Source organism: Vibrio sp. AK197 (assembly GCF_053903115.1).
Map to the genome: position 1 here is coordinate 267,637 of NZ_CP096429.1, position 23,727 is coordinate 291,363.

Here is a 23,727-nt window from a genome sequence, read left to right on the forward strand (position 1 = left end):
AGATGACGTCACGACGAATCGTGCTAATGGTCATTATCCTATTATTCAGGCTGATATGTGGGATAATCCGTCAAACCGTGCTCATCGCCACCAAACAAGGTTTCAGGCTGATGTATTGCCAGTGGATAGCCATGTAAAAGGCGTTCTGGTAAGTCAGGATTGGCCACAAAAGGGCGCCCAAAACCAATCATATCCGCGAGACCATCATCAATGGCTTGGCGAGCGGTTTGCGCTGTATAACGGCCCGCGTAGATCAGCACGTTATGAAATGCGTCTCGAAGCGCCCGTTTAAATTCGAGCGGTGTTTCTGGCGCATCATCCCAATCCACTTCTGCAATATGTAGGTAGGCGATATCATGTTGGTTGAGCAACTTCGCAGCAGCGGTATAGGTTTCCTGCGGTTTATCATCGACAGTGCCGTTCAATGTGGTTAATGGGGCTAATCTAACACCCACGCGCGCTTTACCAACGGCCTTAACCAAGGTTGCCACCACTTGATCTAAAAACCGTAGGCGGTTTTCTAGGCTACCGCCATATTGGTCTTCGCGCTGATTCGATTGTGAGTCAATAAACTGGTTGACTAAATACCCATTGGCGGCATGAAGTTCAACCCCATCAAACCCAGCTTCAAGGGCGTTCAGTGCCGCTTGATGATACTGCTCAATAACCACATTGATATCGTGTTGTGTCATCGCTTTTGGCTCGACAACATCAACAAATCCCGGTTCATCACTGCCATTATCGACAAACACTTTCACTCCTTGGGCTTTAAGAGCCGAGGAGGAGATGGGTTGCTCGCCGCCAATGTTATCGTAATGAGTGACGCGGCCAACATGCCACAGTTGGGCAAAAATGACGCCATGCTGTGCATGGACGGCATCGGTGACTTTTTTCCATCCAGTGAGCTGTTCGGGGCTGTAGATGCCTGGTGTCCACGCATAACCTTTTCCAAGTGGCGAAATTTGTGTGCCTTCACCAACAATAAGCCCAGCGGATGCTCGCTGGGCGTAATACTTGGCCATCATATCGTTGGCAATATCGCCTGGCTGAGTAGCGCGTGAACGGGTCATTGGCGGCATGACAATACGGTTTTTTAAATGTAAATCTCCGAGCTGAATTGGAGTGAAAAGTGGATTTTTTGAAGAGTCGTTATTCATGATGACATCCTTTGATGCGGATTGAGCACCTAGTGAAACCAAGAGGGAAATAATGAATTAGGCTAGCGGCTATTTGGTGGTGAAGACAGGTTCAAGAGTGAGATATGGGCAAACAAAAAGGGCGCTCAATGAGCGCCCTTAAATTTAGTCATGTTCAACAATTATACGTCGTAAGTTGTTGATGCAGTGTTACCACCGGTTCCTGTCCAGTTTGTGTGGAAGAACTCACCACGCTCACGGTCAAGACGCTCATAAGTGTGAGCACCGAAGTAGTCACGTTGCGCTTGCAGTAAGTTAGCTGGAAGACGAGCCGTTGTGTAGCCATCTAGGAAGGTCAACGCTGACGTAGTACAAGGCATTGGAATACCGGCTTCAAGTGATTTAGCCGCCACTTTACGCCATGCCGCTAGGCTGTTTGATAGGATACCTTTGAAGTAGTCATCGCTACCGAGGAACGCTAAGTCACCATTCTTCTCATAAGCATCGCGGATATTGCCAAGGAATGCAGAACGGATGATACAGCCGCCACGCCACATAAGTGCAACGTTACCGTAGTTAAGATCCCAGCCGTTCTCTTCTGAGGCTTCGCGCATTAGCATAAAGCCTTGTGCGTAAGAGATGATTTTTGAAGCAAGAAGCGCTTGGCGAAGGGCATCAACCCATTGCTGTTTGTCACCTTCAACAGGTGCGATGGTTTTGCCAAACAGTTTTTCCGCTTCAACACGTTGGTCTTTAAGCGCAGATAGGCAGCGAGAGAAAACCGACTCAGAAATCAGTGTCAGTGGAATACCAAGGTCAAGAGCGTTGATGCCTGTCCATTTACCGGTGCCTTTTTGACCTGCGGTATCAAGGATTTTCTCAACCAGAGGTTCACCGTCTTCATCTTTGTAGCCAAGGATGTCCGCTGTGATTTCGATTAGGTAACTGTTAAGTTCAGTTTCATTCCAATCTTTGAACACGGCTTGCATCTCTTCTGCAGACATACCTAAACCATCTTTCATGAATTGGTATGCTTCAGTGATAAGCTGCATGTCACCGTATTCGATGCCGTTATGCACCATTTTCACGAAGTGGCCTGCGCCATCTTTACCTACCCAGTCACAGCAAGGCTCGCCAGCATCTGTTTTTGCAGAGATGCCTTGGAAGATTGGCTTCACGGCTTCCCACGCTTCAGGTGCGCCGCCAGGCATGATAGAAGGTCCAAAACGAGCACCTTCTTCACCACCAGAGACACCCGTACCGATAAAGTGAATGCCTTTTTCACGCAAAGCAGCCACACGGCGGTTAGTATCAGGGTAGTTAGTGTTACCACCATCAATGATGATATCGCCTTCTTCTAGAAGCGGGGTTAGATTGTCAATGAAGGTATCAACAACCGCACCAGCACGTACCATGAGCATCACTTTACGTGGCTTTTCTAGTTTCTCAACTAATTCTTCTAGCGAGTAAGCACCGACAATGTTGGTGTCTTTTGCTGGACCTTCAAGAAACTCATCTACTTTCGCAGCGGTACGGTTGTGAGCAACCACTTTAAAACCGTGGTCGTTCATGTTTAGGATAAGGTTTTGGCCCATTACTGCGAGGCCAATAACACCGATATCACCTTTCATTATGTTGTTCTCCATTAATTCTCTTAGGCAATCTTACTTGCTGCGTGTGAATCCAAGTACCACTCTGTTAAACCCGTTGTCGACTGAACTTTTGCCGCTGGGTAGGGCAGCGCTTCCGCTGGGGTGGTATTAATTTCGTAAACGATCTCGGCTTTTCCAGCACCAAGAACGAGATAACTAATGCGTTTTGCCGCTTCAAGTACTTTCGCGGTTTTTGATACACGCAATTGACCAGACTCCGGATGAGACGCGACAAGCGATAAATTTGGATCTTGATAGTCGGTTTTGCCTGGGAATAAAGAGGCTGTATGACCATCGGCGCCAACGCCGAGTAAAATCCAATCAAATACGGGCGTACCATTTTCACAAGGGATAACGTCGGTCATCTCTTTCGCAAAGCGCTCCGCTTCTTGTTGCGGGTCGTTTTCACCTAAAATACGGTGAATATTGCCAGCCGGAATGTCGACTTTACTAAACAGCAGAGTGTTTGCTTCACCGTAGTTGCTTTCTGCATCATCAGGTGCGACACAACGCTCGTCACCCCACCAGAAGTGTAGGTTTCCCCAGTTGATTGCAGTAGCAAAGTCTTCACTGGCTAAACGTTGAAATAGCATCTTAGGCGTACTGCCGCCAGACAAAGAAATATGGATCGTTTTTCCTTGTTCGCTGTAGGCTTTCATGTCGTTTGCTAGGCTTTCGACAACTTGCTCTGGTGTTTGGTAAATCTTATGGTTGATCATAGTTCACAGTAATCCGTATCTGTTAAGTTTTTACACGGGAAGCGCCATTCGCGGCCATCACGTTCTAAAAGTTGGTCTGACTCTTTTGGTCCCCAAGTACCACAAGCATACCCAAACAAAGATTGAGGATCTTGTTTAAAATCGAGAATCGGTTGAACGTATTGCCAGCAAGCTTCTACGGCGTCACTGCGAGCAAATAGTGTTGCGTCGCCATTAAGCGAATCCAGAAGTAGACGCTCATAGGCGGTCAACATCTGTGTTTCTTTCAACGAGTTGTAGTGGAAGTCCATTTTGACTTCTTTCGCATTAAAGCCTGCACCAGGCTCTTTGAGGCCAAAACTGACTTGAATGCCTTCATCAGGCTGAATACGGATGATCAATTTGTTTTCTGGCGCATTTTGACCAAATACTGGATGCGGTGTTTCTTTAAAGTGAATAACCACTTCGGTGACACGCGTTGGTAGACGTTTACCCGTACGAACGTAGAACGGCACACCGTTCCAACGCCAGTTGTTGATAAAGGCTTTAAGGCCCACATACGTTTCAGTACGAGAGTCTTCTGCGACACCCTGCTCATCACGATAGCTTGGTAGGAATTCGCCGCGGACATCAGATTCGGTGTATTGACCCATCACCAAGTTGTTACGAAGATCGTTTTCTTCAAGCGGTTTCAAGCACTGCAATACTTTGATGACTTCATCACGCATCGAGTCAGCATTGATCTGTGCCGGCGGCTCCATCGCAACCATAGCAAGCACTTGTAGCAAGTGGTTTTGGAACATATCGCGCACGGCACCGGAGTTATCGTAGTAGCCTCCTCGCCCTTCAACACCCAAGAATTCCGCACCAGTGATCTCAACATAAGAGATGTAGTTGCGGTTCCATAGCGGCTCAAACATCGCGTTAGAGAAGCGAAGGACCAAGAGGTTTTGAACCGTTTCTTTACCTAGGTAATGGTCAATACGATAAATTTGATGTTCAAGGAAGTGTTCGTGAATGTCTTTATCGAGTTGTTTGGCTGAGGCCAAATCGTAACCGAACGGTTTTTCGATGATCAGGCGTTTCCAACCGTCATCTTCGGTGTTCAAGCCTTCGGCTGCAAGACTAGCAGGAATAATGCTGTACAGACTCGGTGGCGTTGCAAGGTAGAACAGCATGTTACGGTCAGTAAAGTGATATTCTTTGCCGAGCTGTTCTAAACGATCAGAGAGTTTTGAGTACTCTTTAGTGTCTGACGTGTTGAGGGCTTGATAATGCAAATGATTAATGAAGGCATCGAGCGTTTCTGGCTCGGTTTTTTCCATCTCTTGCAACGAGGTTTTAAGTTTTTCTCGGTATGACTCGTCACTGTACTCGGTGCGGCTTACGCCCAGAATAGCAAATGACTTAGGGAGCTGGTTACTTGCATAGAGGTGGTACAAAGCTGGGATCAACTTTCGGTAGGTTAAGTCACCGGAAGCACCAAAAATAACGATGCTGCTGTTTTCTGGTATTACCATCATCTTTCCTTTAAGAACGAGGTACTTATCGACTGCTACAGTTTGACCTTTCGGTACACTACTGCGAGATAGACCCAAACGGTAGCAGCGTCACATATAAATGGATAATAGGTCTCACCTATTTGTCTAATAGACAAGGCCAACATCCCTGATTCGGCAATAGAGTCGAGTCTCAATACAGGGTCACATTGTCTATCACAATTTGATTCACATCAACTATTGAGAGAGTGATCGTTCAAATAATGTCGTGAATCAACTTACCTTATCGAGCCGTTATCTATAAATTCGAAAAAATTATAATAATGTCCAATACAAACTAACGATAAATTGATGTAGGACATTGCTAGGACCACAAGATATATCGCATCAGGCGTTTGAATTCAACGCACTGGCGCAGTTACTGAAAAGCTTTTCATGAACTGGGTTCATATTTTCATCGCTACGCGAGTATGAGAAACTGGTCGTACTAGATTGACCTTGGACTTAACCATTGAATTTGCCTTTTGAATGTTCCACCGCAATGACGACGGCAACCGACCGTATTCGACATGTTTTGCATTTCATCCACCGCCATATGGATAGGCCACTGTCTGTAGAGGACATCGCGGCGCAAAGCTGTTGGTCTCGCTGGCAATTGCAGCGCGTCTTTCAAAGTGAACTGGGTATCAGTGTTGGACAGTATGTTCGAGAACTCAAATTAAGTGCGGCGGCCGAACGGCTATTAGATAGTAAACAGCGCAGTATCGATATTGCGTTTGAACTTGGGTTTGGTTCTGAGATAGCGTTTAGCCGGGCATTTCGCCAGATGTTTGGCGTCAGCCCTCGAGCATACCGGCAAGCTGGCCAGCGAACGCGGTTACGTAAGCCAATGATTGTTGTCGAATCGTCGCCATCTTGTGGTTTAAACACTCCGTTTGTTGAAGTGCGTGTCGAGAGCCGAGAACAACGTGACTTTTATGGCGTGTCTACGCCCATCAGCGGGTTATTTTCTGATAAGCCGAATTTTTCTCATCGTGTTCCTAAGCTATGGCAGCAGATCCTAGCTCAGTTTGACCTGAGCGAGACCGAAAAATTTGGTGTGATTGATGTCACTACGGATCCCGACAAATCAGGGCGTTTAACCTATTGGGCGTCGATACAACCCAATGCATTGCCAGCCACCGCCCATAAAACGTTTCAGTTGGTGACGGTTCCTGCGCAAACTTATGCCGTGATTAAACACCGCGGCAAGATTAGTGCGCTACCAGAAACACTGTTGTGGTTTATGTTGCACTGGCTACCCAATTCTGAGTTTCGAGGTATCGACGGTTTTGAAATTGAACAATATCCGCCGGATTATGATGGAGAACAGCCAATGGCAATCATGGAGTATTGGTTACCCATAAAAAAAGTAGGCTCATAGCCGCTATTTCTGCCATTTTGCACCAAAATGTTAACTTTCTTTAAGTTCAATAAGTACAATGCAAATGATATTTATTATTATTTAACTTTTTGGTGCTTAAAGGATTATGAAAATTTCCCATCCATTTGTCTTTTCCACCCTAGCCGCAGCGTTGTTATCTGCATTGTCGACGTCTTCTGTTGCAGAAACCACCGAGTCTGAGGGCGAAACCATTACTGTCTTAGGGCAAACTTATCGTAACACCGCGACGAAAAGTGCTCTGGAACCAGAAGAAACGCCGCAGGGAGTGACGATTTTAGATGGTGACCTGTTGCAGCAGCGTGGAGTGAAGTCTCTTGACCAAGCGTTACGTTATGCGCCAGGCGTAGTGAGTGAAAACAAAGGCAGCTCGGTGACCATGTACGATAACTTCACCGTTCGCGGCTTTTCGGTTAACCAAAGCTACTACGACGGATTAGTCCTGCAGTATTTATCGGGATGGAATCTACAGCCACAGATTGACCCGATTGCACTGCAGCAAGTGGAAGTGTTTAAAGGGCCAACCTCGGTGCTTTATGGCGCGATGCCACCGGGCGGTATGATTAACATGATTGCCAAAACGCCGCAGCAGCAAGCGGCGACAGAGGTAAATTTCGCTACGGGGTCACGTAATCTTACTGAAGCATCCATCGATACCACAGGGCAAATCGCGGATAGCGATTTTGCCTACCGTGTCATTGCTCTAGCGCGAAAGCAAGACTCTCAAGTCGATGGCATGGAACAAGAGCGTTATGTTTTTGCGCCCTCTTTGGACTGGCAGGCGACGGACAAAACTCTACTGAATTTTAACCTGTACTATCAAAAAGACCCGTCGATGGGAATCAACTCTGCAATCCCAGCGTCAGGCACGGTTTACAGCAACCCAAATGGTTCTACGTCGCCTTCAACTTATGCAGGGGATAGTAATTGGAGTCAATTTGAACGGGAGTTTTGGCTTGCAGGCTTTAAGGTGAACCATGAATTTAATGACAATTGGACTTGGCTAACCAATGCTCGCTATCTGGATGCAAATCTGACTCAGCATAATACTTATCACCAATGTTACGTTTATGCAGGTACAGAATACTGTGATTTTGATGAGGCAACTGGGACCCTAAATCGTTCGATCTACAGTACGAATGAAGAGTCTAAAGGGTTTACCGTAGATAACCAAATTGCTGGACAAATTTTGTTATCAAACATCGAGCATAATCTGCTGTTTGGTGCAGACTACCAGCGCTTGGATGGTAGTTCTCTTTACAAAGAATTTACGACCCCTAATGGCACATTTTATAATTTTAATATTTTCGCACCGAATAACGACTTGCTCGATCCATCAAACTTGGCGGAAATTTACAATGAAAAAATCGACATTGATGTTGAACAGTTAGGACTATATTTTCAGGATCAAATTCGGTATGAAAAATGGATATTACTTGCTGGTGCAAGGTGGGACCATTATACGGCTAAGTCAGATAGTAATCTAACTGGGGAAACAGACACGGATCAAAATGAGTTTTCTTATCGTGTTGGAGCGATGTATCAATTTGATAACGGTCTTTCTCCTTATATCAGTTATGCCACTGGTTTTGAGCCAACAGCAGGAAAAGATATTAATGGTGATGATTACAAGCCAGAAATGAGCCGTCAGATAGAAACAGGTGTCAAGTATCAATCTGAGGATCTCTCAAAGACAGCAACCTTGTCGCTTTTCCGTATTATCAAAGATGACGCAATAATTAATAACCCTGCAGACTTCCTTGATCCAGATTTACAAATTGGTGAACTGACATCTCAAGGAATTGAGTTTCAGGGGCAATGGGTCGTCAATACCAACTTGGATATTACCGCTAGTTACACGTATTCCGATATCGAGATTAGTCAAGACGATGCTTATAGTCTTGAAGGCACAACGCCTATTTATGTTCCTCACCATTCTGCCAACTTATGGACAAATTACTATTTATCCAGTGGTCCGCTGCGCGGTGCTCGTCTCGGAGGCGGAGCTCGCTATGTGGGTGAAATGGAGATGGATGCAACCAATACGCAAGGTAAAGTTCCCTCATACACGATTGTTGATCTATCCGTCGGTTACGACTTAGGTGAAATCAGTGACTCAATGACAGGCGCAAGTGCTAATCTGATTGCCAATAACTTGTTCGATGAAGAATCTTATACATGTTATGACAACGCTAACTGTTGGTATGGCGCAGAGCGCAGCGTCGAGCTGAATGTTAAATATCAGTTCTAAGCACAACGCAAGAACGAAAAGGCTGCCGACGGCAGCCTTTTTACTTTTAGAGGCTCATTATTGGTTTAAAATTGGTCACGGATATAAGCTTTAACGCGCTGAATATGGGCGTCTCGGTCGATGGAGGTATATTGCTCCGCAGTGAGGTAAATCTGACCGTAGCTCTGGTCAATTTTGGTTTGCAAAAACAGTAAATACAGCTTGGGGTCGATATGTCCAGAAGTGGCCATATGGGTCATGATTTCGATGGATTCGGCCAGAGTTTTGGCTTTTTTGTATGGCCTGTCATTGGAGGTCAGTGCTTCAAAGACATCGGCGATTGCCATCGCTCGTGCGGGAATCGATAGTTGCTCTTCATTCAGTCCTCTTGGATAGCCTTTTCCGTCCATGCGCTCATGGTGGTTGCCTGCGATTTCAGGAATGTGTTTAAGGTGCTCAGGAAACGGTAATCGCTTGAGCATAGTAATGGTCTGAATGATATGATCATTAATGATGAATCGCTCTTCGGTGTTGAGCGTGCCTGCAGCAATCGATAGGTTGTACAGTTCGCCTCGGTTGTATTTGTAGTCGCCAGGCTTAAGTACAAACTCGTCGGCTTTGGCGATCTCTGAACGATCATAATCCCACGGTATCAAATGTACATCCTTGTCGCTTAACAGTGTTTCTTGTACTGGGAGAGGGGCCTTTTCTCCAGCCCGCTGCTTTTCAACCCAAGAAATGCCTAGCTGGTCATCGAGCGTTCTTGTCCATTGACGTTGGCTAATCTGCTGTAGTCGCAGTAATGATTCGTCATCGAGCTTTTCGCTTCCTTTGTTACATTGAGCAATAAAAGCAAATTCTTCATCAAGGGCTTGCTGAGTTTTTACTCGAATCGCGTCCAATTGTTGCGCATCACCGCCCTTCGCCAACTGTTGCCAATAATCTTTTTCAGCTTGCATTTTGAGCAGCTCGAAACGCATACGGACTTCATGAATTCGGTCGTAGATAGTTTCAAGCTTGGTTGCCTTATCAATGACATATTCGGGGGTCGTGATCTTCCCGCAATCATGGAGCCAAGCCGCTAGGCGCAGCTCCTCCCACTGTGAAGGCGACATTGAAAAATGGGGATAATATTGCTGATCGTTATCCGCGGCTTGAGTTATTTTATTGGTTAAAACCGGAATGCGTTGGCAATGGCTTCCAGTATATGGCGACTTGGTATCGATGGCTGAGGCGATAAGTTCGATAAAGGCGTTTAATACGTCTTTTTGTTGTTGCATGCGGTCAATATTTTCTTTGGCAATTTCGGCAAAGCTGAGTAGTTCACTTAGAAACGCATGCTTATCCGCTTGTTGTTTGGTTAACTTACGTTCATAACCAATCAAAAGGACGCCGACGAGGTGTTTTTCTCGATTCAATAGGGGAAAGAGATAAATATCTGAGTTGTAGAGGCAATCTTGATATTTCTTCAGGGCATTATCGTGTCGATTAAGGTGAATGATATCGCCTTTTTTCAATCCCGTAAGCAGCCAAGCCGTCGACTTAAGCAGTTCATCTAAATCAATTTTGAAGGGAATAATGGCGTGATTGGCGGCAATCGAGAACGCATTTTTCTTAGTCGACAACGTATATAAAATGATGGTTTCTGCTTTGGTTACCAGATAACTTTGATGGGCTATGGTTTTGGCCAATTGCTTAAAGTCATCATTACCCGCCGTTTCGCGCAGTAGCCCGAGTAGGCCATGGAGGGTATGTTCCATTAATTTAATCGAATCTGTTAAGTCCGCGACCTCTTTAATAACACTTTTGGGATAGCGGGTTCGCTTAAAGTCGAAACGCGCAATATTCCCTGTCAGTTCAACCATTTTGATCAGTGGTTTGGCAAGTCGGCGCGCGACCCACCACACGACAAAAAAGCTCAGCAGCAACAGGCCAATAGCAAAACTTATTTGTGTATTTCTCATCTCTCGGAGATCACCCAACAGGGTATTTTGAGGCGTGGCTTCAGCGAGAAGCAACTGAACACCATCGGTCAATTTTACGGGGGTTAGGGTGACAGACCACTCCTCGCCGTCGACTTGCAAATTTTCGTACAAGGTTTCGCTACTGATGCGATTGAGAACGGGTTTGAACACCGTGTTTTGTAATGCCTGATAGAGGTCTTGTGAATCACTGTCGCGATCAATGCCTGCTTGGTGGTGGGCGAGCAGACGGAATTGGTTGTCAAACAGCGCCAATCTAGAGTGATCGGAATGGCCAATTTCACTGATTTGGTCAGAAAGTGATTGCAGAGTGAAATCTGCACCAATCACCGCTTGGCCATTGTCGCTGCGGCGAGAAAAAGTGACCCCATTCGCTTTGAGAAAATAAAATAGATACGGCTGAGACAGGCGAATTTTGCCGTCATTTTTGGCCTCTTTAAACCAGTGGCGTTGCCGCGGGTCAAATTGATTATCCAGCTCTCGCTTCGATTGAATTAATGTAAGTTCGTTGTTGAGGTAAAAATATTCACTCAGCCCGGTAGCTTGAGTGTGATGCACTAATAACGCCGTATCAGTTGGCGCGGAAAACTTTTCGCTATCTTGTTCGTTTCTTATTAAGCGAAATAAAATCATGTCACCATGTTCATTGGAATAAAACATCGACGCGAGGTAGGGGCTGCGCTCAAAAATGAGTTTAATGGACGCTAATAGATGCGGCTGATCAAGCGGAGGGCGACGGTCGCGAACAGATGGATGAAGCGCAATGAGATCCAAACTGGTCAGAATTGGGCTGGTTTCTTGGCGAAAGGTGGATTGCAACTTACTGGAATTTTCATAAGCCAGTTCTTTCGCGGTTCCGGTTAAGATTTTTTGGGCATAGTAATAGCTGATGCCAATCAGTACGGCACCGATAGCGAATGTGACCACCAAGAATAAGTTGGTGATATGTATGCTTAAAGAGTAACGTTGTTTCTTCATTTTTGTACCACCCAAAAGATGTTACTTAAGTATTAGCCACACTTGGAAATATGTAAAAATTGTGCACTAAATCGTGCTGGTGGTGACGAAAAACAATTCGTCGTTTTGATCTCATTTTGGTCGATTATTCGTGCTTTTCTACCGCAGCGAGGTACTCTGATAAAGTCACAGTTGAGCGAGTTTGCTGAGGGAGAAGCAAAATTATGTTGACCTTGAAATATCAAGTTGTGATTGATGCAACACCGGATAAAATTTGGGCGGTATTGACCGAAGTAGAGCGATACACTCAATGGGCAAAAGCGTTTTCTCCCAACTCCCAGTTCGAGGGCGATTGGTTTGAAGGCGAAGTGATTGCGTTTTTTGACCCAGAGTTTGGTGGCACACGAGCCCTCGTGGATCGTATTGAGTACCACAAGTTAATTGAATACCACCATACGGGGGTATTTGGCACTGAACATCAACTTGATATCGACACTGACATGGCGAGAAAATGGATTGGCTCCAGAGAAATTTTCCGCCTTGAACCGGTGGAAAACGGTGTTGTTTTGCATATCCAAGTCCACACGGACCCTGCGTTTGTCTCCATGTTCAATCAAGGTTGGCAAAGTGCGCTACCGATGATCAAATCGCTATCAGAGTCATCCAGCCAAGAGTGAAAAGACGTTGACGACTTAAGTTGTTATAATGTGCGCCTCTTCACATTAGAACTCAGGTTGTCATGAAATTATCGGTCGATACTCACACTCATACCTACGCCAGTGGTCACGCCTACAGTACCTTAATCGAAAACGCCCAAGCCGCTAAAGAGTGCGGACTTGCGATGTTTTGCACCACTGACCACTCTGAATCCATGCCGGGTGCGCCACATTATTGGTTTTTTTCCAATCAAAAAATCCTACCGCGCTTTATTCATGATGTGGCGGTACTTCGTGGTGTTGAGGCGAATATTGTGAATACCGCCGGTGATATTGACCTTCCTGAATCGGTTGATCGCCGCCTTGATTGGATGATAGCCAGTTTTCACGAACCGGTGTTTACTCCGAGCGATAGCAAAACACACACTCAAGCCTTACTTAACGTGATTAAAAGCGGACGTGTCGATGCGTTAGGACACCTCGGTAACCCGAATTTTGATTTTGATTTTGAAGCCGTACTAACGTGCGCGGCAGAGCATAATGTGGCGATCGAAGTAAACAACACTTCTCTACGGGGAAATAGCCGTGTTGGCAGTGTTGAGCGCTGTGAGGCGATCGTTCAGTTAGGTCATCAACTCGGTGTCTTTTTTACGACAGGCAGTGATGCGCATTACCGAGATGATATTGGCAACTTAGCTCTGGCAAGTGAACTGCTGGCGAAAGTCGGCGTTGATGAAGCGAAAGTCATCACCCACACGCCTCGCCAGTTTCTTGATTTTATTGAACTTAGAGGAAGGGCAACGATTCCAGAGTTTGCCGGATTATAGTTTTCTCGCTTGCGTGCGCCAAAGAACTTGAAACAGTTTGTTTGTTTCCTTTTATCAAGAGTGTCGTTACACTTGCGACACTTTTGTTATCTATGAGTGTGTCTGATGAAAAAAATGTTATTAGCTTCAATTCTGTTGCTGAGCGCTTCTCAAGCGTTGGCCAGTGATTTGAAATCACTGATGAAACAGATGCGATTGGAATTTAAACATGCGGCATCAGCCACCTCCGTCGAGGAGATGAAAGAGCCAATTATTGAACTCGATAAATTGGTCGAGCAGGCGAAACGAGGCGTGTATCCTGTCGAGAAAGAAGCGATTTATATGGAAGGCTTCAATAAGCTCTCAGTCGCGATTGAGGAAGTAGAACAGCACCTCGAGGCCGGAGATTTACAACAAGCACAGCAATCATTGCGTAGTGTTGATGACTTGCGCGAAGAGTATCACGATAAGCGAAATCCGAGTATTTGGAGCAAGCTTTTTGGTTGAGTAGGCTTATTGTCCGCACTCGATGTTTTTGACGAGGCTAATCCGCGGCCGCGGTTTTCTAAACTTAATGTTGCTAGCCAGTGCCCTCAGTTGGGCACTGCTTGCGGCTATGCCAGTGGTGAATGCGCATGTGACCAGTGGGCATTGGACAACGCTTTGTACACTGAGTGGCTTTAAATGGGTTAATCTTGATCAAGATGTTCAAGCGCAAAGGCCTAATCACCCTTGTTTATTTGCCCACTTTTCCAATTTACACCAGGCTGTTCATACACCTGCTTATATTGAACTTCGTCAATATCTGCCTCGCCGAATTCAATATATCTCCTTTTTCGCCATTGAGCGCCATCGTCGACCGCTATACAGAGCCCCACCGCTTTTTGCATAACCACTCGTACGTTTAAAAAATAATAAGTAGCGTTTGCTTCAGCGACGGTCTCGGGAGGCAACGTGAGTTACTGCAAAAGGAAAACTAATATGTTGAGTTCTACTCAGCCAAAAGCACATTCTGTTTCGCGCTCAAAAGCGATTTATTTTTTCACTTGGCGTTGGCATTTTTATGCCGGTCTATATGTCATTCCCTTTTTATTGATTCTTTGCTGCAGCGGCATCGTGATGTTATTTGACCAAGAAATTGAAACGGCGCGATATTCAGATATTCTCCAAGTCGAACCTGGAGAGCAGCTGCAGCCAGTCTCTTCACAACTGAGTGCAGTACGCGACGCCTTTCCTGAGTTTACAGTGACGCAATTTATTCCTGCGTCAGAGCCCGAGATGGCCAATCGCTTCTCAGTGACGTCGCCTCAAGGGGCATCCGAATTTGTGACGGTTAACCCTTATACCGCAGAGGTTTTAGGCACAATTGATCGGAGTCATAGCGTTTATCAGTGGGCCAACAAAATCCACGCTACCCTGCTGCTCGGGGACAGTGGAGACTACATGCTTGAGGTGGCAGCGAGTTTAGGCATTTTGCTTCTGGTCTCAGGGTTATATCTGTGGTGGCCGAAAGACAACGCAAGCCGAGCCAGTTTTTTAAAAATTCGTCTTCGCGGTGGAAAACGAATTTGGTTGAGGGATTTGCATGCCAATATTGGTGGTGTTTTATCGTTGGCCTTGCTGTTTTTTTTAATCTCAGGCTTGTCTTGGACAGGCATCTGGGGCAAGCAGCTGGTCCAAGCTTGGAACACATTTCCGACCTATTATACTTGGGGTGAAAAGCCGACTTCGCGCTTGATGACTCACGCAGATCTCAACCATGGCGCTGAGAAAGAGATGCCGTGGACATTAGAACAAGCGCCAGTGCCAACCTCTCATGACCACTCAGCTATGAACATGGCTCAAGGGTTTGTTTCTGAGCAAACCATCAGTGTTGACGACATTGTTGAAAAAGCGGAGGTACTGGGTTTTTCTCACTATCGAATCTATTTCCCGCAATCAAATACTGGTGTTTATACCTTGGCAGCAAACTCAATGGCAGGGGACGTTAGCGATCCAAGAAACGATAGAACCAACCATTTTGACCAATACACTGGCCAATTATTGGAAGAGGTAACTTGGGATGACTACAACCTATACGCAAAATGGATGGCAGCGAGTGTCTCTTTGCATCAGGGGGATCTTAGCCCGTTGAATAAATTCGCGAATTTGGCGATATGCCTTGCTTTTATCGCTCTGTCGATTGCTGCTGTGATGATGTGGTGGCTGCGTCGTCCTCAAAATAAGGGACGACTCGGCGCACCGCCGAAGTTTGCTAGTGATGGTGTATGGAAGACTGGACTGGTCACGCTAATTTTACTGTGTGTATTGTTTCCACTTGGTGGGCTTACCATTGCTGTTGTATTGGGGTTAGACTGGTTGGTGTTCAAGCGAATCCCAGCGTTGAAGCAAGCGATGAGTTAGCCAAGCGCATCGCTGTATGACGGTATTCAGGCCTGACTTATCATGAGTCAGGCCTTATTGTATAGAGAAAACCCCCAGCTAGGCTGGGGGTTCCGTAAAGCTTATAGCTATAAGTCAGTTATATAAACCCTTTCAATTTGATAAAAACGTCTTGTGGTCTGGCAACTGCAAGAGTTAATTAAGAATTGAAAGGGGGTCCCAATGGGGGACGAAAAGAGCTTAGCGCACACGCGCTGGAACTGTAAATACCACATAGTCTTTGCACCGAAATATAGAAGGCAAGTTTTCTACGGAGAAAAACGTAGAGCGATAGGTGAAATATTGAGGAAACTATGTGAATGGAAAAATGTGAACATTCTTGAAGCGGAATGTTGCGCGGATCATATCCACATGCTTTTAGAAATACCGCCCAAAATGAGTGTTTCAGGGTTTATGGGGTACTTGAAAGGCAAAAGTAGCCTAATGCTTTATGAATGATTCGGCGATTTGAAGTTTAAATATAGAAATCGAGAGTTTTGGTGCCGAGGTTATTATGTAGATACGGTAGGTAAGAATACGAGCAAGATACAAAATTACATCAAGCACCAATTAGAGCAGGATAAAATGGGAGAGCAATTATCGCTCCCGTATTCAGGTAGCCCGTTTACGGGCCGCAGGAAATAGTCATATGCAAATGTCAGATCACTACGCGCCTGCTAGGGCGCTGCCAGTAGGAGAGCCTTATAGGCGCATATGAAAAACCACCGGCTATGCCGGTGGATACTTTTTATTCCTGATAAATCTCTAAAGGCAGCCCATCAGGGTCGGTAAAAAACGTGAAGGCTTTACCTGTTAGCTCATCAATGCGTACGGGTTCGACCTCGATATGTTGGCTTTGCAAGTAGCTTTTGACATCATGAACGCTGTCAACTTCGAACGCTAAATGCCTTAATCCTTGCGCTTCAGGGAAGTTGGGTCGCGGCGGAGAATCTGGAAAACTAAATAGTTCGATTTGGTCTCCATTGGCTAAGGCGAGATCTAACTTATAGGAGCCTCGAGCGGCGCGGTAGGTTTCTTCGATGATGGTGAGCCCCATAACTTCCGTATAAAACCACTTAGATTTTGCATAATCGGAGCAGATGATGGCGACGTGATGGATTCGGTTAAACATAAAATCATAGAACAGTTTGATGTTAACCCATTGTAACATCGCTGAAAAACAAAAATGAGACCGAGATAAAAAAGCCCCAACCAAATGGTTAGGGCTGTCGAGGCATTAAATAAAATCGAGAATTTTCGGGTAGAAGTTTGACAAGCTTGGAAAGACTTTGCTCATATCCGAATTGGACACTCCCATCCAATTGGCCAAAGTAGCGCCAATTTGATCCACGGAGGTTGACGGTAAGATTCGCCCCGTCGAGTAATCGTCGTCACTTCCTTCAGCCAGTGAAGGCCAAGTTCCTGTCGTTCCTGGAATCAACGAGCCGCCATTGATAACCAGCTGATTACTTCCCCAACCGTGGTCGGTACCTGAAGCGTTGGGTTGAATTCGACGTCCAAAATCAGACATAGTCACTGTCGTGACATTTGCCTCTAGACCTTGCGATTCAAGAGATGAGTATAAGCGATTGATACTATCACTCAGCGTTTCGAGGAGCCGATAGTGAGTACCACCTTGATTGCGATGTGTGTCGAAGCCATCTAGGGTGACAAAGAAAATTTGTCGGTTCTGCCCTAGCGTTTCTCGCGCTTTAATGAATTTCATCACCGAGTTAAATTGCTGAGCGAGGTTGTAGTCGGAGTTTTTCAGTATTGGTTCATCGTCGGTCGCGAATACCTTGCTGGAAATCTCACTGTAGTTGACGCTATCGCGGGTAACATCGGCAAATAAACGGTGGAATTCGCCCTTATTTACATCATCTTGTTCGATCATCGTTTTATAGATGTCGGTAATTTCGGGTGAGCGAAATTCCAATGATTCAACATGGCTTCCTTTGTAAGCGTTGCTTTTGACGCCACTGTTAAAATAGCGTGTCGCGCCTGACATACTAAACAGTGGAGGCAGTACGGTACTGTTTTCAGTACCGACGAGTTGTTCCATCAGTCGGCCTCCCCAGCCGGTGCTGTCAGTGGCGTTGGCGTTGCCTTTTAACCACTCATCCTTTTGGGAGTTGTGTGAAAAGAGCATTCCAGGTGCGTACTCGGTTTGATCTTTTGTCATGGGCTTTTTCAATACGCCACAGTTCAGTACCGCATTCACATAGCCTTTATTACATAGAGTTTGCATCGCTTTCATTGAGGGGTGTAAGCCAAATTCTACGTCGTTACCGAGGCTATCGACGCCGGTTAAGCCTGCAGGAAGAAGCTTGTTTTGAGGGATCGCGATACTTTTCCGTGCTTTTTTATATTCTTTGTAGTGGGTGTCATCGTTTGGAATCAGCATATTGAACCCATCGTTACCGCCAATCAGGTAAACACAGATCAAAGCTTTGTATCCTTGGGGATTGCTACCATTACTGTTGCCCATCGACCAACCGAAGCTCGGAAGTAGTGCTGATGCGCCTAAGCCGTATAAAAATGATCTTCTTGAAATAGCCATCTGAAATTAATCCTGTACGTAAAAGTCTTCATAAGCGATAACGAATTCCATGAGCTCTTCAATCACCCAGGCATTCTTCGGTTTACCTCGCAAAAAGGCGGTGTGTTCACGCAAAGCCAGTTCCAAATTTGGATCGACGCTGCGCCCGAAAAATACCAACCCAATGCGTCTCATGAGTTCATCCATATCATCACCAGCTCCTTGGAAGTATTTGTAATTCGGTAACAGAGGGTCGCGCCATTTTGCGGTAAACGTTCGCATATAGTTGAAGGTGGTAATAAACGTCGGCCAAGTCATGATTTCAAGCTCTGGCGCAAACAGATCCGTTCCCGCGGGAGAGTAATCTTGCGAATAGAAATTAAACACTGAATCGGCGCGAAGCGGGCCTTGCCCAATACGCCAAAATGGAATATCACTATTGACGAAGTGGTCTGAATTGAGTTTTAAATCCAGTGCACGATAGAGGTTAACCACAGCGATAATTGGTTCTTTTATCTTAACGGGCATATGCTCTGGATCTTCGCCGAGGGCTTCTTTGTCTAGCAAAATCGCTTCAATCACTGCTTGAAGGTCGCCGCGAATGCCTTCTCCATTATCAATAAAGACGTTAGCGACACGCTCAATATACTCAGGCGAAGGGTTCGAAGTGACCAAGCGTTTGATCATATGCTTGGCGAAAAACGGCGGCGTGTTAGGGTGGTTATATAAAATATCCAACACGTCTTGCATGTCCTGTTCTGCCGTTTGGCCCGCAGGCAAGGTATGACCCATGATGACTTTTTCACTTTGGTCGTGAACGCTATTATCCGCAACCATAGGAAGTACGTGATTGGTATCCCCTTCTTGATGGCGCCAACCGGTAAACGCTTTCGCGACATTCGTGATGTCATCTTGTGTGTAAGCCCCGAGGGCTTTACCTGATTCATCGGTTCGTATGCTTCCATCGGTATTGAGTTTGTTTAGACCGATGGTAAACAGTTGCATGATCTCGCGAGCATAGTTCTCATCCGGTTGAGAGCCTGTGTCTGGGTCTTCTTCCTTGCTGCTGGTCATGGTGAGATACGATCCCATGGCGGGATGTAATGAAACATCTTCGATCAGCTTTCTGAAATTGCCGAATGCATCGTACGTTAGGGTGTCATAATAGTTGACCAGGGAACGAGGACGTTCATAAAGTGTACCGTAACGCGACACGACAAACACTTCGCTCAATGCAAAAGCCACTCTTTGGCGTAATTGATCTTCGCCATACACAGCGATGTCCATCCACGCATCATCGTGAGCGGCGTGGTCATTGCCCCCGAACTCAAAGTATTTAGCTTCGTGGCTGCTCACTGGGGCATCAAATTGCTCATGCAACCATTGTTTAGGATCAAACGTTGCTGCCTGTTCCATCAATTGATGAGTAGGCCCAAATGTGGCTTGATTTAAAAAACGATGAAGTTGCTTGTCACTCAGTACGTCAACGCTGAAGGTTGTCGTGGTATCAAGTACATCGCCTTGACTGTCTGAGATGACAAAATCGACGGTCTGCCGTCCAGGTTCATAGAAGGTTAAGGTCACTGAGTCGTCGGTTTGATGAGTGGCTTTACCGACTTTGCTGTCGATAGCAACTTGATCGATGTACAGAGTATCACCGTCTTGGTCCTGAGCGATGTCACTGACGTTGACAGTGGTTGCTTCACCACTGTGAAATTGCTTGGTAATCGATTTGGCGACGGGAACATGCGTCGTATTCGCGGCAAAAGTATTTCCTACTCCTGTAAATATAACCCCCAAGCAAAGCGCTATATTTGACAGTTTATTATTGATTCCTAATGTCATAACTAAAACCAGCCAAAATTGTTGAGCGGCTATTTAATAACGTACGCTGTAGGCTTAAGTGTTATTTAAGTAAAAGCTATGTCAGGAATGTTGTATTTTCTTACATTATATTTGTTTAAACATTGATGAATATTTTAATAAGGAAAACAAAAAAATATCTAAAATAAGAAACCACTAAGTTGACTTTAAATGAGTAAGTCAACTTATGATTGCAAATCAATGGTTAACTTTTTGTTTTAAATGACTTTTATTTCAAGTCTCTTATTGGCTGATTTATGGGTTAATTATATTGAAGTGTTTCATTTGGCATGAAAGTAATCTTTAAAAAACTGGAAAATTAGCTTTGGCGCTATAAATAGCAAGGATTGACCATATTTTTACCAAAATTTTAGATAACTATCTAGCCATTAACTTGGCGTTAATAAAGTCGATAAAAACACGTAATCGAGTGGGCATGTACTGAGTCTGTAAATATTGCATCGCAATCACTCCGTGGTAATTACTTTTTATCGTCCATTCGGGTAACACTTTTACAACTTCACCATTGTCTAATGCTTGCTGGACCACGAAGTCGTGAAAGATGCCAATTCCAAAATGATTTTTTACACCGGACAAACGCATCTGAGAATGGTTGACGGCATAACGTCCAGAGACACTTATCGTAAAAAAGGCGTCATCTCGTGCAAATTCCCATATGTTGTCGCGAGCCGTTTCTGCCAGATAGAGACAGTCGTGCATGGAGAGTTCGGTGGGGTGAATAGGGGTTCCACGTTCAGCGAGATATTTAGGGCTGGCACAAAGCACCAAATTTGTCGTCCCTATCTCCTTGAGTACCAGATTTTCATCCGGTTTGTCAGTCAATTTAAATGCGATATCAATACCGTCCCGAAACAGATCAATTTCTCCGTCGGCGACCCGCAGTTTTAGTTGAATTTCAGGATAGAGATGAAGAAAAGTGGTCACGTGTGGTTGGAGCACAGAGTTTAAAAAAGCTTCTGGTGCAGCCACTGTGAGTGAACCACGTGGCTCTAAATGTTCTGATTGCGAGACTTCGACCGCTTGCTGAGCGGCATTCATCATCACCATTGCTTGGTCATACACTTTTTGCCCAGCCTGGGTAATGATCAGTTTGCGAGTGGTTCGCTCGACCAATTTACAGTTTAAAGCCTGCTCTAAGCGTGTGATCAGTTTACTCAGTGCCGAAGGCGTCACATTCAACTTTTTTGCCGCGCCAGTAAAGCTGCCTTCTGTGACGACTAAAATATAAGAGGCTAAGTCAGGGAGCAGGGCGGTGAGTTTCGGGTCAAACACGATAAAGCCTCTAAATCATAATCAATGAACGGACCGAATTATAAATCATTTGTGCCTGAGATTCACAAATGATTTTCCGCAATCAGGGATAATTCTTTTGTCAGTGCTGGATTACACTTATTTGTAAAGTCCTAGACCGAGTTCGGCATATTTTGCTTTAGTCGGTTTTCTCGCACATCAAAAGGAATTCGCAATGTCCTCTGCATTTTATCAGCAAATTCGCCAACAAATCGAAGATGTCAAAACGGAAGGGTTGTACAAATCTGAACGTATTATCACCTCTCAGCAACAAGCTGCGGTTTCTATCTCTACGGGTGAACAGGTTTTGAACTTTTGCGCCAATAACTACTTGGGCCTTGCTAATCACCCAGAGCTTATTGAAGCTGGAAAAGCCGGTATGGAAGAGCATGGTTTTGGCATGGCTTCTGTGCGTTTTATTTGTGGTACGCAGGATATTCATAAGCAGTTAGAAGAAAAGTTATCTCACTTCTTGGGCAAAGAAGACACGATCCTCTACACATCATGTTTTGATGCGAATACTGGGTTATTCGAGACTATTTTAGACAAAGAAGATGCCATTATTTCGGATGCTCTAAATCATGCGTCGATCATTGATGGTGTCCGCCTGTGTAAAGCGATGCGCTACCGCTATGCCAACAATGACATGGCAGAATTAGAGCAGCAACTGATCGCCGCCGATCAAGCCGGTGCTCGCAATAAACTGATTGTCACTGATGGTGTGTTCTCTATGGATGGCGTTGTTGCCAATCTTCCCGCTATTTGTGATTTAGCTGATAAATACGATGCATTGGTTATGGTCGATGATTCTCATGCGGTCGGCTTTATGGGCGAAACTGGTGCTGGTACGCACGAATACCATAACGTTATTGATCGAATTGATATTATTACAGGTACGCTGGGTAAAGCGATGGGCGGTGCGTCTGGTGGTTACACTTCGGGTAAGAAAGAAGTGATTGAATGGTTGCGTCAACGTTCTCGACCTTATTTGTTTTCAAACTCCGTAGCGCCAGCGATCGTTAACGCATCAATTCGAGTATTGGATTTATTGCAAGAAAGTGGTGATTTACGCACACGCTTATGGGAAAACGTGGCGCATTTCCGTACGCGAATGGAAAATGCTGGCTTTACAATGGGTGGCGCTGATCACGCAATCATTCCTATTATGTTAGGCGATGCCAAAGTAGCCGCAGAATTTGCAGAACGGGCGTTGGCGAAAGGCATCTATGTGATCGGTTTTTCTTTCCCTGTGGTGCCAAAAGGCCAAGCTCGGATCCGTACTCAAATGTCAGCAGCGCATAGCCGACAACAGCTAGATAAAGCCATCGACGCTTTCATTGAAGTAGGCCGTGATATGGGGTTAATTAAGTAATGAAAATCAAAGCATTATTAAAACTTAAGCCACAAGAAGGTATCTGGTTGACGGAAGTCGACAAGCCAACGATTGGTCATAATGATATTCTGATCAAAATTAAAAAAACGGCGATCTGTGGTACAGATGTTCACATCTACAACTGGGATGAGTGGTCGCAAAATACCATCCCTGTACCAATGGTGGTTGGCCATGAATACGTGGGGGAAGTCGTCGAAATTGGCCAAGAAGTTCGTGGCTTTGAGATTGGCGACCGTGTATCTGGTGAAGGTCATATTACCTGTGGGCACTGCCGTAACTGCCGGGGAGGGCGCACCCATCTATGCCGCAACACCGTCGGCGTTGGTGTGAACCGCCCAGGTGCGTTTGCGGAATATTTGGTTATACCGGCTTTCAATGCCTTTAAGATCCCGGATGAAATTTCCGATGATCTGGCGTCTATTTTTGACCCGTTTGGCAATGCAGTGCATACCGCGCTGTCTTTTGACCTTGTGGGAGAAGATGTTTTAATTACTGGTGCGGGCCCTATTGGTATCATGGCTGCTGCTGTCGCCAAACATGTTGGTGCTCGACATGTTGTGATTACGGATGTAAACGAATATCGCTTAGAGCTTGCTCGACAAATGGGTGTGACGCGCGCGGTTAATGTTGCTGAGCAGAAGTTAGAAGAAGTGATGACGGAGCTTGGCATGACGGAAGGCTTTGATGTTGGGCTTGAAATGTCCGGAAACCAATCTGCGTTCAGTTCAATGCTCAAAACGATGAACCACGGCGGGCGTATTGCGCTGCTGGGGATTCCGCCATCCGATATGACGATTGACTGGAACCAAGTCATTTTCAAAGGATTGGTCATCAAAGGGATTTATGGAAGAGAAATGTTCGAGACTTGGTATAAGATGGCGAGCTTGATTCAATCAGGTCTCGATCTGACGCCAATTATCACTCACCATTACAAGATTGATGATTTCCAAAAAGGCTTCGACACCATGCGTAGCGGGGCTTCCGGAAAAGTCATCCTTGATTGGGAATAACTCAAATGCAAAATTAAAGCGCTCCGATTGGGGCGCTTTTTTATTTGGTCACCACTGTGAATAAAAACAGTCAATTGGTGAATTTAGGTATATTGGGACATTAGATTTGCCCCAAATTTGCCCCAAATCTACT

Annotated in this window: 18 protein-coding genes and 1 pseudogene; 10 read left to right on the forward strand and 9 right to left on the reverse strand. The window is 45.4% G+C overall.

All coding sequences use genetic code 11. The features are described 5' to 3' along the window. Window positions 1–41 precede the first annotated feature (41 nt). From M1D72_RS01225 to zwf, 4 genes are all read right to left on the reverse strand, one after another. Window positions 42–1,157: an alkene reductase gene (locus M1D72_RS01225; protein ID WP_456295234.1), complete on the reverse strand. Its 1,116-nt coding sequence runs from the start codon at window positions 1,155–1,157 to the stop codon at window positions 42–44. Window positions 1,158–1,318: 161 nt separating this feature from the next. Beyond that, the gene (gene gnd / locus M1D72_RS01230; RefSeq protein WP_390193327.1) at window positions 1,319–2,767 is read right to left on the reverse strand and encodes a decarboxylating NADP(+)-dependent phosphogluconate dehydrogenase; all 1,449 of its coding nucleotides are present in this window, start codon (window positions 2,765–2,767) and stop codon (window positions 1,319–1,321) included. A gap of 23 nt (window positions 2,768–2,790) precedes the next feature. Beyond that, window positions 2,791–3,507: a 6-phosphogluconolactonase gene (gene pgl / locus M1D72_RS01235; protein WP_456295235.1), complete on the reverse strand. Its 717-nt coding sequence runs from the start codon at window positions 3,505–3,507 to the stop codon at window positions 2,791–2,793. Beyond that, window positions 3,504–5,006: a glucose-6-phosphate dehydrogenase gene (zwf, locus tag M1D72_RS01240; RefSeq protein WP_390193329.1), complete on the reverse strand. Its 1,503-nt coding sequence runs from the start codon at window positions 5,004–5,006 to the stop codon at window positions 3,504–3,506. The genes pgl and zwf overlap by 4 nt, the downstream gene beginning before the upstream one ends. 520 nt (window positions 5,007–5,526) lie before the next feature. Here zwf and M1D72_RS01245 point away from each other — a divergent pair. Together M1D72_RS01245 and M1D72_RS01250 are read left to right on the forward strand one after the other, a co-directional pair. Beyond that, a complete protein-coding gene (locus tag M1D72_RS01245) occupies window positions 5,527–6,408 on the forward strand; it encodes a helix-turn-helix domain-containing protein (protein WP_456295236.1) in 882 nt (293 codons plus the stop codon). 106 nt (window positions 6,409–6,514) lie between these two features. Beyond that, on the forward strand, window positions 6,515–8,677 hold the full coding sequence (locus tag M1D72_RS01250) for a TonB-dependent siderophore receptor (RefSeq protein WP_456295237.1): 2,163 nt from the start codon (window positions 6,515–6,517) through the stop codon (window positions 8,675–8,677). A gap of 65 nt (window positions 8,678–8,742) precedes the next feature. Here M1D72_RS01250 and M1D72_RS01255 read toward each other — a convergent pair whose 3' ends face one another. Continuing rightward, window positions 8,743–11,616 carry an HD domain-containing phosphohydrolase gene (locus M1D72_RS01255; protein WP_456295238.1) on the reverse strand — a complete coding sequence of 958 codons (2,874 nt, stop codon included), beginning with the start codon at window positions 11,614–11,616 and terminating at the stop codon, window positions 8,743–8,745. 203 nt (window positions 11,617–11,819) lie between these two features. Here M1D72_RS01255 and M1D72_RS01260 point away from each other — a divergent pair, with 203 nt between their 5' ends. The 6 genes and pseudogenes from M1D72_RS01260 (at window position 11,820) to tnpA (ending at window position 16,123) form a co-directional block, all read left to right on the forward strand. Beyond that, window positions 11,820–12,272, forward strand: a complete 453-nt coding sequence (locus tag M1D72_RS01260) for an SRPBCC family protein (protein WP_456295239.1) — start codon at window positions 11,820–11,822, stop codon at window positions 12,270–12,272. A 62-nt stretch (window positions 12,273–12,334) separates the two neighbouring features. Continuing rightward, a complete protein-coding gene (locus M1D72_RS01265; RefSeq protein WP_456295240.1) occupies window positions 12,335–13,078 on the forward strand; it encodes a PHP domain-containing protein in 744 nt (247 codons plus the stop codon). 102 nt (window positions 13,079–13,180) lie between these two features. After that, window positions 13,181–13,564, forward strand: coding sequence for a cytochrome b562 (locus M1D72_RS01270; protein WP_456295622.1), 384 nt, complete (start codon window positions 13,181–13,183; stop codon window positions 13,562–13,564). A 67-nt stretch (window positions 13,565–13,631) separates the two neighbouring features. Continuing rightward, window positions 13,632–13,949 (forward strand): hypothetical protein, encoded by a 318-nt coding sequence (locus tag M1D72_RS01275; protein WP_456295241.1) that lies wholly within the window; start codon window positions 13,632–13,634, stop codon window positions 13,947–13,949. Between the two features lie 89 nt (window positions 13,950–14,038). Continuing rightward, window positions 14,039–15,460, forward strand: coding sequence for a PepSY-associated TM helix domain-containing protein (locus tag M1D72_RS01280; protein WP_456295242.1), 1,422 nt, complete (start codon window positions 14,039–14,041; stop codon window positions 15,458–15,460). A 201-nt stretch (window positions 15,461–15,661) separates the two neighbouring features. Continuing rightward, window positions 15,662–16,123: pseudogene (gene tnpA, locus M1D72_RS01285) on the forward strand (IS200/IS605 family transposase). 103 nt (window positions 16,124–16,226) lie between these two features. On the opposite strand, the gene gloA2 reads toward tnpA, so the two are convergent. The 4 genes from gloA2 to M1D72_RS01305 all read right to left on the reverse strand — a co-directional run bounded on the left by gloA2 (window position 16,227) and on the right by M1D72_RS01305 (window position 21,173). Then, the gene (gene gloA2, locus M1D72_RS01290; RefSeq protein WP_456295623.1) at window positions 16,227–16,610 is read right to left on the reverse strand and encodes an SMU1112c/YaeR family gloxylase I-like metalloprotein; all 384 of its coding nucleotides are present in this window, start codon (window positions 16,608–16,610) and stop codon (window positions 16,227–16,229) included. Window positions 16,611–16,715: 105 nt separating this feature from the next. Further along, entirely contained in the window at window positions 16,716–18,038 is a 1,323-nt protein-coding gene (locus M1D72_RS01295) for a DUF1501 domain-containing protein (protein ID WP_456295243.1), read from the reverse strand. A 6-nt stretch (window positions 18,039–18,044) separates the two neighbouring features. Then, window positions 18,045–19,862, reverse strand: coding sequence for a DUF1800 domain-containing protein (locus M1D72_RS01300; RefSeq protein WP_456295244.1), 1,818 nt, complete (start codon window positions 19,860–19,862; stop codon window positions 18,045–18,047). Window positions 19,863–20,258: 396 nt separating this feature from the next. After that, complete coding sequence (locus M1D72_RS01305; protein ID WP_390193231.1) at window positions 20,259–21,173, reverse strand: LysR family transcriptional regulator; 915 nt, start codon at window positions 21,171–21,173, stop codon at window positions 20,259–20,261. A 193-nt stretch (window positions 21,174–21,366) separates the two neighbouring features. Between M1D72_RS01305 and M1D72_RS01310 the strand changes: the two genes are divergently transcribed. Continuing rightward, a complete protein-coding gene (locus tag M1D72_RS01310; protein WP_456295245.1) occupies window positions 21,367–22,563 on the forward strand; it encodes a glycine C-acetyltransferase in 1,197 nt (398 codons plus the stop codon). After that, entirely contained in the window at window positions 22,563–23,594 is a 1,032-nt protein-coding gene (gene tdh / locus M1D72_RS01315) for an L-threonine 3-dehydrogenase (RefSeq protein ID WP_456295246.1), read from the forward strand. The genes M1D72_RS01310 and tdh overlap by 1 nt, the downstream gene beginning before the upstream one ends. Window positions 23,595–23,727: the final 133 nt, after the last annotated feature.

Bases quoted from the DNA above. Each gene is read 5' to 3' on its own strand.
- M1D72_RS01225 (WP_456295234.1), bottom strand. From the start codon at position 1,157: ATGAATAACGACTCTTCAAAAAATCCACTTTTCACTCCAATTCAGCTC.
- gnd (WP_390193327.1), bottom strand. From the start codon at position 2,767: ATGAAAGGTGATATCGGTGTTATTGGCCTCGCAGTAATGGGCCAAAAC.
- pgl (WP_456295235.1), bottom strand. From the start codon at position 3,507: ATGATCAACCATAAGATTTACCAAACACCAGAGCAAGTTGTCGAAAGC.
- zwf (WP_390193329.1), bottom strand. From the start codon at position 5,006: ATGGTAATACCAGAAAACAGCAGCATCGTTATTTTTGGTGCTTCCGGT.
- M1D72_RS01245 (WP_456295236.1), top strand. From the start codon at position 5,527: ATGACGACGGCAACCGACCGTATTCGACATGTTTTGCATTTCATCCAC.
- M1D72_RS01250 (WP_456295237.1), top strand. From the start codon at position 6,515: ATGAAAATTTCCCATCCATTTGTCTTTTCCACCCTAGCCGCAGCGTTG.
- M1D72_RS01255 (WP_456295238.1), bottom strand. From the start codon at position 11,616: ATGAAGAAACAACGTTACTCTTTAAGCATACATATCACCAACTTATTC.
- M1D72_RS01260 (WP_456295239.1), top strand. From the start codon at position 11,820: ATGTTGACCTTGAAATATCAAGTTGTGATTGATGCAACACCGGATAAA.
- M1D72_RS01265 (WP_456295240.1), top strand. From the start codon at position 12,335: ATGAAATTATCGGTCGATACTCACACTCATACCTACGCCAGTGGTCAC.
- M1D72_RS01275 (WP_456295241.1), top strand. From the start codon at position 13,632: ATGTTGCTAGCCAGTGCCCTCAGTTGGGCACTGCTTGCGGCTATGCCA.
- M1D72_RS01280 (WP_456295242.1), top strand. From the start codon at position 14,039: ATGTTGAGTTCTACTCAGCCAAAAGCACATTCTGTTTCGCGCTCAAAA.
- gloA2 (WP_456295623.1), bottom strand. From the start codon at position 16,610: ATGTTTAACCGAATCCATCACGTCGCCATCATCTGCTCCGATTATGCA.
- M1D72_RS01295 (WP_456295243.1), bottom strand. From the start codon at position 18,038: ATGGCTATTTCAAGAAGATCATTTTTATACGGCTTAGGCGCATCAGCA.
- M1D72_RS01300 (WP_456295244.1), bottom strand. From the start codon at position 19,862: ATGACATTAGGAATCAATAATAAACTGTCAAATATAGCGCTTTGCTTG.
- M1D72_RS01310 (WP_456295245.1), top strand. From the start codon at position 21,367: ATGTCCTCTGCATTTTATCAGCAAATTCGCCAACAAATCGAAGATGTC.
- tdh (WP_456295246.1), top strand. From the start codon at position 22,563: ATGAAAATCAAAGCATTATTAAAACTTAAGCCACAAGAAGGTATCTGG.